At 72.0% G+C, this 12,096-nt stretch carries 11 protein-coding genes; 6 read left to right on the top strand and 5 right to left on the bottom strand.

Features of this window, described 5'->3' with window-relative positions:
• Positions 1 to 1,242: 1,242 nt before the first annotated feature.
• The gene (locus tag ACWEFL_RS17285; protein WP_451712899.1) at positions 1,243 to 1,443 is read right to left on the bottom strand and encodes a DUF397 domain-containing protein; all 201 of its coding nucleotides are present in this window, start codon (positions 1,441 to 1,443) and stop codon (positions 1,243 to 1,245) included.
• Positions 1,440 to 2,267, bottom strand: coding sequence for a helix-turn-helix domain-containing protein (locus ACWEFL_RS17280; protein WP_451712896.1), 828 nt, complete (start codon positions 2,265 to 2,267; stop codon positions 1,440 to 1,442). The genes ACWEFL_RS17285 and ACWEFL_RS17280 overlap by 4 nt, the downstream gene beginning before the upstream one ends.
• A gap of 92 nt (positions 2,268 to 2,359) precedes the next feature.
• On the opposite strand from ACWEFL_RS17280, the gene ACWEFL_RS17275 reads away from it, so the two are divergent.
• From ACWEFL_RS17275 to ACWEFL_RS17255, 5 genes are all read left to right on the top strand, one after another.
• Positions 2,360 to 2,623, top strand: coding sequence for a hypothetical protein (locus ACWEFL_RS17275; protein WP_451712893.1), 264 nt, complete (start codon positions 2,360 to 2,362; stop codon positions 2,621 to 2,623).
• A complete protein-coding gene (locus ACWEFL_RS17270; RefSeq protein ID WP_451712890.1) occupies positions 2,620 to 2,901 on the top strand; it encodes a DUF7848 domain-containing protein in 282 nt (93 codons plus the stop codon). The genes ACWEFL_RS17275 and ACWEFL_RS17270 overlap by 4 nt, the downstream gene beginning before the upstream one ends.
• Complete coding sequence (locus ACWEFL_RS17265) at positions 2,898 to 3,419, top strand: hypothetical protein (RefSeq protein ID WP_451712887.1); 522 nt, start codon at positions 2,898 to 2,900, stop codon at positions 3,417 to 3,419. The genes ACWEFL_RS17270 and ACWEFL_RS17265 overlap by 4 nt, the downstream gene beginning before the upstream one ends.
• Positions 3,420 to 3,842: 423 nt before the next feature.
• Positions 3,843 to 4,205: a hypothetical protein gene (locus ACWEFL_RS17260; protein WP_451712885.1), complete on the top strand. Its 363-nt coding sequence runs from the start codon at positions 3,843 to 3,845 to the stop codon at positions 4,203 to 4,205.
• Positions 4,202 to 4,408, top strand: a complete 207-nt coding sequence (locus tag ACWEFL_RS17255; protein ID WP_451712882.1) for a hypothetical protein — start codon at positions 4,202 to 4,204, stop codon at positions 4,406 to 4,408. Before ACWEFL_RS17260 ends, ACWEFL_RS17255 begins: the two co-directional genes overlap by 4 nt.
• A gap of 63 nt (positions 4,409 to 4,471) precedes the next feature.
• Here the strand turns inward: ACWEFL_RS17255 and ACWEFL_RS17250 are convergent, their stop codons facing one another.
• On the bottom strand, positions 4,472 to 9,526 hold the full coding sequence (locus ACWEFL_RS17250; protein ID WP_451712879.1) for a hypothetical protein: 5,055 nt from the start codon (positions 9,524 to 9,526) through the stop codon (positions 4,472 to 4,474).
• A complete protein-coding gene (locus ACWEFL_RS17245) occupies positions 9,511 to 9,831 on the bottom strand; it encodes a CU044_2847 family protein (RefSeq protein WP_451712876.1) in 321 nt (106 codons plus the stop codon). The genes ACWEFL_RS17250 and ACWEFL_RS17245 overlap by 16 nt, the downstream gene beginning before the upstream one ends.
• Before the next feature lie 103 nt (positions 9,832 to 9,934).
• Between ACWEFL_RS17245 and ACWEFL_RS17240 the strand changes: the two genes are divergently transcribed.
• Complete coding sequence (locus ACWEFL_RS17240; protein WP_451712874.1) at positions 9,935 to 10,792, top strand: serine peptidase; 858 nt, start codon at positions 9,935 to 9,937, stop codon at positions 10,790 to 10,792.
• Positions 10,793 to 11,110: 318 nt separating this feature from the next.
• On the opposite strand, the gene ACWEFL_RS17235 is transcribed toward ACWEFL_RS17240, so the two are convergent.
• Positions 11,111 to 12,094, bottom strand: a complete 984-nt coding sequence (locus ACWEFL_RS17235) for a hypothetical protein (RefSeq protein ID WP_451712872.1) — start codon at positions 12,092 to 12,094, stop codon at positions 11,111 to 11,113.
• Between the last annotated feature and the right edge of the window lie 2 nt (positions 12,095 to 12,096).

The raw sequence follows: 12,096 nt of genomic DNA, 5'->3' as shown, positions 1-12,096 counted from the left end.
GTGTCTCGGACGTCCCGTACCGGGACAAGGCTCAGGCGTCCGGCGCGATGGGGGGCTCAGGTGCCCCAAACGCCTTCGGAGGCCGACGCGCGGACGAACTGCGCCGTTACCGCTACCGGCCGAACGCACCGACGGCCGATCCGGGGGCGACCGAAGTACGCACAGGACCACCCGGAGTCGCATCCCGCAATCACCGGCATCGCCTTCAGGTCAGTAGATATCGTGATGGCATCGACTGATTACTGCCCGTCAGCGGAAATGGAGAGCCATGTTGTCCGTTTTGCCGGAACCGGCGAAAGTGTGTGAGAACCGCCCCTCACCGCGCTAACGCCGCAGGTCGGGCAGTATGCTCCCCGCGCACGCGGGGATGGCCCCGACTCGGAGTGAGGGTCGGCGTCCGGAAGTCCATGCTCCCCGCGCACGCGGGGATGGCCCCCCGCACATCGTCAAGGCGATGACGACGCCCGGGTGCTCCCCGCGCATGCGGGGATGGCCCCGGAAGCGAGACCCCGTCCGACGACCGGGCCAGGTGCTCCCCGCGCATGCGGGGATGGTCCCTGGCGCTACAACCCGAAGGCGTACCCCGCCGAGTGCTCCCCGCGCATGCAGGGATGGCCCCGACGTCCGCTCGTACGCAACGCCCAGCGGATCGTGCTCCCCGCGCATGCGGGGATGGTCCCGGCGCGCTCGCGGCAATCGAGCTGGCGCGCGGGTGCTCCCCGCACATGCGGGGATGGTCCCCCCGTCGATGCTCGCCCATCCCGCGTGAGGCCCGTGCTCCCCGCGCATGCGGGGATGGTCCCTGCTCGTTCCACAGCCACATGGCGATGCCGCCGTGCTCCCCGCGCATGCGGGATGGTCCCCCGACCCTGATCAAGGTCCTGGTCCCGGTATTGTGCTCCCCGCGCTTGCGGGGATGGTCCCATGCCGCGCTCCCGCCAGTCCGTTGCCCAACAGTGCTCCCCGCGCATGCGGGGATGGTCCCCCGTCGCAGTGCGTCGCGGTGGTGGCCTCGCCTTGCTCCCCGCGCATGCGGGGATGGTCCTCTGTTCGTCTCGCTGGGGACGACCCTGGCCTCGTGCTCCCCGCGCATCCGGGGATGGTCCTACCTCGCGGGCAAGCCCTTGTCGCAGGACCAGGTGCTCCCCGCGCGTGTGGGGATGGTTCCGAGACGAGCCGCACGGCAAGAAGCAGCCCCGCCGAGCCGGAGGAAGGGGTCGGCGGGGCGCGGGGTGTGCGGGTTTACAGTTCGGTGGACCGGGCGAGGGTGACCAGTCCGGCGAACGCGTCCTGGGGGACCATGAGGACCGGTCCGTTAGGGCGCTTGGAGTCCCGCACGGGGACTATGCCGGTGGCGGAGGCGTATGCGGGGGCCCACTCGACGCAGGTGCCACCTTGACCGCTGTAGGAGGATTTGACCCAGACGGGGGGTTCGATCGTCACAAGATGCCCCTTCGTACCTGATTGATCATCTCTATGGACGCCGCTTGCGAGAGCGACACGGCCTGTAGCTGATGGTAGGTCCTGACCAGTGGCAGGACCGAGGCGAGTTCGCGGTCCAGGTGTCCCTGGGTCTCGGACTCGACATACGACATCACTGAACGATCTGCCATCGTCAGCAGGTTGACCACTCGTTTGAACGGTCGGCGCTCGCCCAGACTGTATGGGGCGAGCTGAAGCACGGTGTGCGGCTGCTCGGCGAACTCAATCAGGCTCGCCAGCTGCGCATCCATTACTTCGGGGCCCCCTACCAACCGGCGAACGCAGCTCTCGTCCAGTACCACCATCACAACGGGCGGGAGGGGGCGCACCAGTGCGGCTTGCCGTTCGGCCAGGAACTCAACTCGCTCTGCGGCCTGTTCGGTTGTGATCGTTCCATGCGTGACGACACTTTCCTCTATGGCCGCCGCATAGTCCCGCGTCTGGAGCAGCCCAGGGATCATGCCGGTCTCGAACAGCCGGATCTCCGCAGCACGCCGCTCATACCCGGCGTACTCCGGGAAGCCCTCCAGCAGCACGCCATGGCGGATGTCGTGCCACTCACGTTCGAACGTAGCTGTTCCTAATGCAACGTCAGCACTCGCTGCGAACCGGCGGGTTGGTGACTTGCTGGCAGTTTCCACCCCGGAGACATGCCTCCCGGTGTACCCCATCCGGGCCGCAAGCTCGTCTTGGGTCCAGCCTCGATCCTCCCGTGCCCTGCGTAAGCGCGCCCCGAACGCGGCCTCCGGACCGCTCTCGGGGTTCAGTTCCTTCCGGTTTACCAACGTTCCCTCCGCACTTAGGACGTTGAAGAGATCCTCATCGTAGGGCCACCCTGTCCCACCTGGTAGCGGAATCGCTACGGAGAGGAGTGGTCATGTCCGGCGAGAACGCAGCGGAGCAGTCCCAACTCGGCGTCGGTGACCTCGCGTACGACACCGCGAGGGATGCCCTGGGGGTGGTCATGGACACGGGTACGGGCCCCGGTGACGGTCCCTACTCCCTCCGCCCGCCTCGGGGCGGGGTCGAGTGGACCGCCTCGCGTGAGGACATCCGTCTCGCCACCGCTACGGACCGACTCCGCCCGGCGCTGGCCGAGCGGAACGCGCACAGCAGTCGGTGGGGTGCCGCATGGGGATGACCCGTACCTTCCGGCAGTTGCTGTGGACGCTCACGCACGTGGAGTCCGAGGGGGTCCGGGTGCACATCGAGTGCGTATCGGGCACTCCGCCGTGCGCGGTCGAGTCCGAGCCCGGGAGCACCAGCCGGGGGCTGACCCTGGACGATGCCGAGGCGTGGGCGGAGTACCACTTCCGCCGCACAGGCCACCGCCGTTACGCGCGGACCGTGTGCGACACCGTGCAGTGGGACCCGCCCACCGGAACCGACCCTCGCACGCTGCCCGGTGTGACCACATGACCCCGCCCAGCACCCCGGCCTACCGGGCTCAGGTGACCGCCGAGGGCCTGGTGAGTGGCAGTGGGCGGCGGGTGCGCGTGGTGCTCGGGGTGTTCAGCAGTCCGTATCCGGGGCGGGTGCTGCGGTGGCTGCGGGGGCAGGCGTTACGGCTCGCGGACGGGCTCGACCCCGACCCCGAGGCAGGGCCCGTCCATTCCGGGGCGCTGGTGCCGGTCCCGTATTCCCTGACCTTCTTGCTCGGGGACGGGCCCGCTCTGTTGCGGCAGTGGGCGGACTCGTCCAGCGAACTGCGTAAAGCACTCGGCCAGTTGGCGGGCGGAGAGCCCTTCTTGCTGGTCGTGAGCGATCACAGCGGTGTGTACGTCCTCACCGCCTGGTCCACCACACCCACGCCGGCTCCCCCACACTACGGGCGCGGGCACGGCCCCGAAGTCGATTCCGGTCCCGGCCGAAATCGCGGGCTTCGTCCGCGCATCCCGTTCCTGACGAAGCGCACCTCCATTCCACTGGTGTGCTGAATCGGCCGGCGGCCCGGCTCCGCTGATGGAACGGCAGCCGGACGTGACCGGTTCAGTACCCCGCTCCGAGTGGCGGTGCCCGCACGGCATCGCGGAGGAACACACGGAGCGCCCGCCCCCTCGATCCGCCAGTGCTCGCCACACGGACCGAGGGAAGGGGAGACGGGCACCCGCCCGCTCCCGGCCCCGGCCTACCCGGCCCCCGACGGGAAAAGCCGGGGCCACCCACCCCCACCCCAGCCGCAAAAGACCAGACGACAGTCCCGGCCGCCCCAGGACCGGGACGCGTCTCACCAGGGGCTACGCGTCGCGCTCGGCGGATTTGACGTACAGCCCTGCTCTCGGAAGTCAGAACGCCCCGACAGACCGCAGCAACGGTCCATCGGGGCTCGCCGAACCAGCCTCAGAGGAGCTGACCGACGTATGTCCGATCGTATCGCCCGTGCTCTCACCCATGCCCTGCTACGGGTGCTGGACCTCGTGTTCCCGCCTCGGGGACGCCACCGCGCCGCCCCCGTGACCTCCCGGCCCCGCCCGGTCGTCATCTGCGCGCCCCGCACCCTCATCCCCGTACACGTCCTCGCCCGCACCGCACCCGCCCCCAGGCCGCCTCGCATCCCGCCATACCTCCGGAACTGGATCACCGCACAGGAAGCCGACTGGGAACCACAGCGGAAACGGCGACAACAGCAGCGCCGCCTCGCCGCCGTGGCCGCGACCCTCGGATACGACGTGCCGTTCCCCTTCGACGCATCCGACGTGACACGGGTGGGGGTGTCCGCATGACCCGCGACGCACTCACCTCCGAACCGAACCCGGGCTTCCGGGCCCAGTGCTGCGTCTGCGGCACATGGACCCGCGCCGCTCTCCCCGTCCGCTACGTCCCCCGCACCAGCGGAGCCCCCATCACCCTCCACGCCTGTCCCGTCCACGCCCCCGGCCTCCTGCCCGCACCCGAACCCGGAGAACTCGACCCAGACGCACAGTGAGGGGCCGGGAGATACCGGACAGAGACCTCCCTTTCGACGCGGGCAGCGCCCTACGGCAGCCGGTCAGCCGCCATGCGTCTCGCCCAGCACCACCAGATCCCGCCCCAGGCCCAGGGCGATCCGGCCGGGCGCGGCCCAGACCGGCCCGGTGCCGGGCGAGGGGAGATCGAGGACGGCGCGGGGACGGCCGTGGAGGTCCCAGGTCCGCAGGGTCGCGTCCGTGCCGAGCGTGAAGGCGGCGGGCACGCCCGCGAAACGGCCGACCGTCAGACCGCAGACCGCCCCCGAGTGGCCCGTCAGCGGCTCGCCCATGAGATCGCCGGATTCCGCGTCCCAGAGCCGGACCGTACGTTCGGCCCCGCCGGTCAGGACCAGGCCGTCAGCCGCCTCGGCGCAGGTGACCGCAGCCGGTGAGTACGCGACAGAGCGCTGCGCGAGCGTCTCTGCGGTCAGCTCCCAGAAGCGGACGGCGCCGTCCTCACCACACGAGGCCAGCCGCGCCGCGCCGACGTCGCCCGAGGTGCCGATGCCGCCCGAGGTGAAGACCAGGCCCGTCACCGGGGCGTCGTGCGCGGTCGGGTGTTCGCCGATCAACGACTGGGTGAGGAGATCCCATACGGCGATGGCGTTGTCGTCGCCTCCGGTCGCCACCACCGGACGGCCCTCCAGCCGCCCCACCGCGAGAGTGGCGACCCGGCCCGCGTAGCCGGTGAGGGGACGGCCCACAGGGGTACGCCGTTCCGCGTCCCAGATCCGTACGGTCCAGTCCGCGCCCGCCGTGAGAAGCACCGGACGGCGGCCGAGGCGGGTGAACGCCAGTGCCGTCACCCCGACTTGGCCGGTCGCGAGCCGCCCCACCGTCCGGCCGGTGAGCAGTTCGCGCACCCAGACCTCGTCGCCGGAGGCGCTGAACAGAACGCGGCGACCGCCGAACGAGCCCCTGGCCACCGCCGTGACCGGGCCGGGGTGGCGCATCCCGGCCTCCGGCGCGCGCGGGGTGCTCAGGTCCCATACCCGGAGCGTGCCGTCCGCGCTGCCGCCGACCACGAGCGGGCGACCGTCCCGGTCGGCCGAGCCGAGCGCGGTGAGGGAACGGGCCGACCCGCCGAGTATCCGGTCGCCTCCGTGCCCGTCCACCGGTCGCAGCGTGACCGATCCCCCGGTCGCCACGGCGGCGAACAGGCCGCCTTCCGGGTTGGCGACGAGTGTCACCGGGCCGGGTTCCTGAGTCAGGCCGTCGCCGGGGCGCGCCACGGCTGTGGGGAGGAAGGGGGGCCGGGACTCCTCAGAGGAGGCCGGGGGGTCGGGGGGTTCCGGAGCCGAGGGTTCCGGGGATGGACCGGCCGGGTCCGCGGCTGCGGTGGACGGTTGGCCGCGGAGGGGAACGTCCCAAGTCACGGGCCCCGCCGTGGTGGCCGCGAGCACCACGGCCCGGTCCTCCCCGGTGGCGTACAGGGCGAGGGAGTGCATGGCGCCGTCGGAGGCCAGCCGTGGTGGCAGCAGGAGTCGTGGCCCGGCCAGGTCCAGCAGCCGGATCTCGCCGGAGTCGAGGGCGATGGCGAGCAGCGGTTCGCCGTTCTGCTCGGCGGCCGCTGTCAGGAAGCCTGGGAGGACCGTCGCGTCGGCTGGGTTGGTGGGGTCGGCGCTGTGCGGGGCGGCGTCGTCCGTCTGGGTGCCGTCTGATCCGGTGCCGTCCGGTTCGGTGCCGTCCGGTTCGGAGCTGGGCGGTTCGGAGCTGGGCGTGCTCGCGCCGTGCACGGGCGTCACCCCCACGCGGTTGTCCACGATGGCCAGTTCGCCCGTGGAATCACCGGAGAACCGGACCTTCGAGCCGTCGGGCCGGTAGAACGTGAAGGTCCCCCGGCCGATTCGGAACCGGCCCTGCAACCGCGAGACATGAGGCGGCAGCACCTCCTCATGTGTGTCTGCGGCCAGTTGGAAGGTGGCGCGCCGCCGCAGCATCCTCGTCCAACGGCCGAGAAAGATCTGCTGAGCCGTCGCCAGGTCCCAGGTCCTGGTCCATCCCACCCCCGAGGCCAGCACCATCGCCCGCCCCTCGTGCACCGCGATCGTCACGAACCGGGCGGCGCCGGGGGCTCCTCTCAGCAGGGCTACGGGGGCCTCCTCACCGGCCGAACCGGACGCCCACAGCGGGGACCACCCGCCGAGACCGCCCGTACCGTCGCCCGTACCGCCGACACTCCCGCCCGTGCCGTCGGCCATGTCCCGCGTGCCGCCGACGAGCAGCGCGGCCAGGCCGCTCCGGCCCGAACGCATCGCGTCCAGCGCGAGGACGGAACGGCGGGCGACCGGGTCGGCCGCGCGGTGGCGGTCCCCCGACATCCGGTAGACGGCGGCCAGTTCCCGCGCGGCCTCATCGCTCAGATCGTCCAGGGCGGCGGCGGGCGGGCCGGTGTGGATGAGGAACTCGGGGTCGGCGACGAGGGCGTCGGCCCGCCGGGCGTCCCGTGCGTGCTCCAGCGCGTGCCGTGCCTGGTACGGCAGGGCGAGCCCCCACTGGACCGGCCCTTCGGGATCGCGGCGGAGCGGTGAGAGCAGCGTGCGCAGAACAGTGTGCGCGACCTCCCCGCCTGCCGTGCTCCGGCCGTCGGCGGCGGGCAACACCCTTAAGTGGTCGACGAGTTCCTGATGGAAGAGCCGGTAGAGGGTCGGCCCCTCCGGGTCGGCGGTACGGCGCAGATAGAACCCGACCCGTTCCAGGGTCTCGGCGGCGTCCGGGATGGACGCTGCCGGGAGGACGCCGTTCGGCTCGGATCCGGCCGCGACGGGCGCGCCGTTCATCGCGGGCGCGATGACACGGGCGAGGGACGCCGGGATTCCGGGGTGCTTGGCATGGGCGATGGCGACCAGGAGGGGGCGGGCCCAGGGATCGCCGATGCGGGCCAGGTCCAGTTCGAGCATGTCGGCGATCGTGCGGGGTGCGCGGCTGATCACCTCGTCGATGCCGGAGAGGCCGATCGCGTACTCCGCGTCGAGCAGTTGGTGGAGGTAGAGGCGGGCCAGCAGATACGGGCCGGGGCGGTTCGCGTGGGTGGTGCCCGTATCCGCCCCCGTTCTCGTTCTCGTTCCCGTGCCGGTGCCGGTGTCCGCGTCCCTTCCCGTGCCCGTATCCGTGCCGCCCGTTTGGGTCGCGCCCGTACCCGTACCTGCGGTGCCCGTATCCGTTCCCGCATCCGCGTCGTCCGGGACCAGCGCCGCCGCCAGTTCGCCGCTGAGGCGCTCGCGCAGCGGCTCCTGTGCCCCGGAGTCGTACAGCGGAGACAGCTCCAGATGTCGCCGTACGAACCCGGCCACGTCATCCCGCAGGACGGTCTGGTCCGCCTCGTCCAGGTCGAGGAGGAGCCCGTGCCGCCGGGCGCCGTCCACCACGGCCGAGGCGTCGTCGACGGTACGGGTACCGATCAGGAGGCGGCAGACGGGACGCCCGCCCTTCTTCCCCCCGGTTCGGGAGAGCGGCAACAGCAGCAGGTCCACGACGTCCGCGGGGCTCACCGCCTCGTCCAGGGCGTCCACGACGACGGTGACCACCGGATGGCCCCGGTCCGCCCGTCGGCGCAGCGCCTCGACCAGACGGACCGGTGTCCACCCGGCCGCCGTTTCCGGCAGTTTCAGTTGCCGCCCGATCGACGCCGCGAGCTGTACGGCGTCGCGTCCGCGCGCGTGCACGGCGGCGAAGGCGGTCGCCCGTCCCGGCAACCGCACCGGAGGCAGCCGTTGCAGCAGGGCCGACCGCAGCCGGGGTTGTGCGGCGCAGACGAGCAGGCCGAGGAGCGCGGACTTCCCGGTGCCGGGGCCGCCGGTGACCACGACCAGGGAAGGGGAGGGCGAGGCGCTGTTCAACCACGGCGTGAGTACGTCCAGTTCGGCGGTCCGCCCGCTGAACAGACAACTGCCGACGGAGTCGTCCCGAGCGCCGAACGCGCGGGTGATGTAGTGGTACGCGTCGAGGACCGGGTCGAGTTCGGCGAGGAAGCCGCGCAAGGAGTCCTCCGCGCCCAGCCGCAGCCGCGCGAGCGGGGTGGGAGCGAAGCGGGGGTTGCGGAACAGCCGGAGCGCGGGCTCCTCCCCCAGCGCGAGCGGGGTGCTGTCCAGATGCTGCGGCACTCCCTTCGCGTCGCGCCAGAGCCGGTCGAGCGTGGTCCGTATCTCCCTGGCCACGTGGGAGACGGGCACGTACTCCAGCGAGGAGTCCGTCTCCAGTCCGTCGGCGTGCAGGCGTTTCAGCACCGAGGCGACGGCCTCGCTGAAGCGGCCGTTGAACGCCTTCTCCTCCGGGGCCGCCGCCGCGAGCACCCAGGCCCGGCGGGCACGCGCGCTCCGCGCCTCGGCCCGCAGCCGCATGGACCAGTTGTTCCACTGCCAGCGGACGGCGGCTCCCGCATGGCAGACGTCCAGCATGATGAGCGCCGCCGGTCGCTCCTCGCGCTCCAGGTCGCGCAGCCAGGACTCGACGTCGAGCCCGCCGTCCGGGCCGCTGTCCGCCAGCGCGATACGGAGGGATCCGGAGGGGTCGGTGTGGCCGTGGCTGATGAGATGGACCACCAGTCCGCCGTCGGCGGGCGTGCGTCGTACGGCGTCGTCGAGGGAGGTACGGGCCAGGGCGAGGGTGGGGTCGGTGAGGACCGCGCCGCCGTGCAGCCGGTAGCCGAGCGCGGTGAGGGAGTCGCCGACCGCCGTGCCCCGCTCATGGGCGAAGTCCAGTTCCGGGAAGCCGGTGGCGCCGACGAGCGGTGTTTCCTCGAACTCGTCGGCCTCCGCTGTCGGGTGGGGTGGGTGGGGCGGGTGGGTTCCGTCGGTTGCGCCGGTGCCGTTGGCCGTTGCGCTGCCTGCTGTTGTGCCGTCGGCCGTTGCGCCGTCGGCCGTTGCGCCGTTTGTCGTTGCGCCGTTTGTCGACATACCGGACGTGCTGGTGGCCGACGTACCGTGTCGAAAGGAGCCGACGGCGACGACCACCGCGTGGTCCGTGGCCGGGGCGGCGGCCTGGGGCACGGCCCCGGCCGCGAGCGGGGGTTCGGCCGGCTGTGTGACCGGTGGCGTGAACGGAAATGTGGGACCGCTGGTCATACGGGCGGAGCCGTCCCTCAGTTCCCGTCCCACGTGGCCTTGATATGGAAGTGCCCGTCCTCGACGTTCTTGACGATCGTCGCGCCGGTCTCCGCGTCGAGGCGCACGTTGAACTCGATCACCAGCTCCGTCGGCCGCCGCGGACCGCTCGGATTGATCAGATTGTGCACCACCTCGGAGACCGCCATCCCGATGGACCGGGTCGCCGCGCCGAGCGTCGTCCTCGACTCGTAATGACCCCGGTGGTCCCTGAATCCGACGTCGAGGGCGTCGTCCGCGTCCACTTGCATGTTCACGACGCTGCCGTCCATCAGCCGGAACCGGGATACCTCGCGCATCGTTCTCCTTCTTCGGGCGGCTGGGCGGATCGGCCAGGACAGGTGCGACAGCGCCCAACATAGCGGTGCGAAAGCACTGTTGGGGATCGGGGAGGAGATCGGGATGCGCATTCTGGGCGTACACGGGGTGGGGAATCACCGGGCGGGCGCGACCGCCGCGCAGGCGCGTGCGGAGCTGGCCGCCATCTGGCGACGGCACCTGGGGCGTGGCCCCTTCGGGCCGTCGGTGGCGCGGTGCGATGTCGCCGTCGCCTACTACGCGGATCTGCTGCGCGAGCCGGGCGAGCAGAGCCCCGGCGATGCGCCGACGCTGGAGGAATTGAGCCCGGACGCCGAGGAGTGGGTACGCGCCTGGCTGACCGAGCAGGAGCTGCCCGAGGAGGTCCCCATGGGCTACACCACCTGGCCGCTCCGGCAGGCCCTCGCCTGGGTGGCGGCACGGGATCGGCTCGCGCCGGCGTTGGTGGAGGCGTTCGTCGCCCGTTTCTTCACCGAGGTGGCCGTCTATCTGCGGGGGCCGGAGGACCGTCCGCGCGTGGAGGCCCGTTCCGCGGTCTCCCTGGCGCTGACCGAGCACGCTCCGCGCGTCGTGATCGCGCACTCGCTGGGGTCGGTCGTCGCGTACGAGGCCCTGTGGGCGCACGAGGGGGAGCCGGTGGATCTGCTGATCACCCTCGGCTCCCCCCTGGCGCTTCCGCACGCCGTCTTTCCCCGTCTGCTTCCCTCGCCGGTACGGGAGTCGGGGGCGCGCCCGCCTTCCGTGCGGCGCTGGGTGAACATCGCGGATGTGGGTGACCTGGTCGCCCTCCCGAAGGGCGGGGTCGCCCGCGCCTTCAGCGGGGTGTCGGCGGACCACCACGACAGCATCCACGCGTTCGACTTCCACCTGGCGGCGAACTATCTGCGGTCCGACCCTCTGGCGGCCGCGCTGGGCGAGGAGTTGGCGCGCGCCGGGGAGTGAACCTTCCACGGTGGTGACGGCGGGCGGTGCCGGCGGGCGGTGACGTGGCGGGCGCGCCGGGCAGTGGACAGAACGTCCGCCGGGTCGAACGCGCCGCCGCCGTCCGCCGCCGGTTCAACCGGACCACCGCCGGTTCAACCGGACCACCGCCGGTTCAGCCGGACCGCGGCCGGGGAGTGGCCGGCCGCGGTGCGGGCGGACCGGAGGTCTCCGGCATGACGACGACCGCCGTGGTCGCGGAAGGGGCCTCGACCGCGGTCATCGAGCGCCACCCGGACCGGTACGGCGAGCCTCCCTGATCCCGTCCGCCGGCCCGCCCTACGTGAACGCCACCTCCGTACCGCGCCCCGTCTCGCGGGCCTTGGCGTACACCCACGCGGCGAAGGCGATGTCGCCGTAGCCGCCGGAGGACTCCCGGAACACCGTGGTGCCTTCGCAGTGGCGTTTGTCGGCGATGATCGTGCCGAGTTCCAGCACGGCGTTCCAGCGGAGCTTGCCGGTGTCGTCCAGGTCCGCCAAGGTGCTGCGTACCGAGCCGTCGCGCCATACGTCGGCGAAGTGCCGCTCGTGTTCCACCGCGGTGACGACGACCTGGTCGGCGCCGAGATAGAGGTCCTCCCCGAATTCGCAGGGCGTGCCCATGCCGGCCACGAACGCGCCGCGGGCGATGTCGCCGTGGTGCAGGACGGGCCGCTTGCTGTTCGTCGAGACGAAGACGATCTCGGCGTCCCTGGTCGCGCCCTGGAGGGACTCCGAGGTCTCGGCGGTGATGCCCAGCTCGTCGGTGACCGCCGCGGCGAACCGGGCGCGGCGCTGCTCGTCGCGGCCGTAGACGCTGACGTGCTCGATCTCGCGGACCAGGGAGGCCGCCTGGATGAGGCCCAGGGCGTTCCGGCCGGTCCCCACCATCGCCAGGCGCCGGGCGCCCGTTGGGGCGAGCACATCGGTCGCGAGGCCGAACATGGCCGCTGTCCGCAGCCGTGCGAAGGGGTAGGCGAGGACGCTCAGCAACGCGCCCGTCCCGGAGTCGAAGAGCAGGGCGGCTCCGTCGTCCGAGGCGAGGGCCTGTGCTCCGGAGGCCCGCAGACCCATGTGTCCGGACCCGGTCAGCGCGCCGCTGACGACGCGCAGCGCCCCGGCGCCGACGTCGAGGTGCGTCGGCGCCTGTGCCACCACCAGCCCCGCGGCCTGTTCGCGCAGGGCGTCCTCGGTCACCCGCATCGCCTGGCGCAGGTCGAGGAGGTCCTCGACGTCCGCACGGCTCAGTACGAGGGTGTCCTGACGGCTCGTCTCCTCCGGCATGG

The organism is Streptomyces sp. NPDC004838 (assembly GCF_053600955.1).
Note: the sequence above shows the minus strand (reverse complement) of the source record. Positions and strands in the feature narration are given on the sequence as shown.

What these genes read in the sequence shown, in the direction of transcription:
- ACWEFL_RS17275 (WP_451712893.1), top strand. Translation starts at nt 2,360, where the DNA reads ATGTCCGGCGAGAACGCAGCGGAGCAGTCCCAACTCGGCGTCGGTGAC.
- ACWEFL_RS17270 (WP_451712890.1), top strand. Translation starts at nt 2,620, where the DNA reads ATGACCCGTACCTTCCGGCAGTTGCTGTGGACGCTCACGCACGTGGAG.
- ACWEFL_RS17265 (WP_451712887.1), top strand. Translation starts at nt 2,898, where the DNA reads ATGACCCCGCCCAGCACCCCGGCCTACCGGGCTCAGGTGACCGCCGAG.
- ACWEFL_RS17260 (WP_451712885.1), top strand. Translation starts at nt 3,843, where the DNA reads ATGTCCGATCGTATCGCCCGTGCTCTCACCCATGCCCTGCTACGGGTG.
- ACWEFL_RS17255 (WP_451712882.1), top strand. Translation starts at nt 4,202, where the DNA reads ATGACCCGCGACGCACTCACCTCCGAACCGAACCCGGGCTTCCGGGCC.
- ACWEFL_RS17245 (WP_451712876.1), bottom strand. Translation starts at nt 9,831, where the DNA reads ATGCGCGAGGTATCCCGGTTCCGGCTGATGGACGGCAGCGTCGTGAAC.
- ACWEFL_RS17240 (WP_451712874.1), top strand. Translation starts at nt 9,935, where the DNA reads ATGCGCATTCTGGGCGTACACGGGGTGGGGAATCACCGGGCGGGCGCG.
- ACWEFL_RS17235 (WP_451712872.1), bottom strand. Translation starts at nt 12,094, where the DNA reads ATGCCGGAGGAGACGAGCCGTCAGGACACCCTCGTACTGAGCCGTGCG.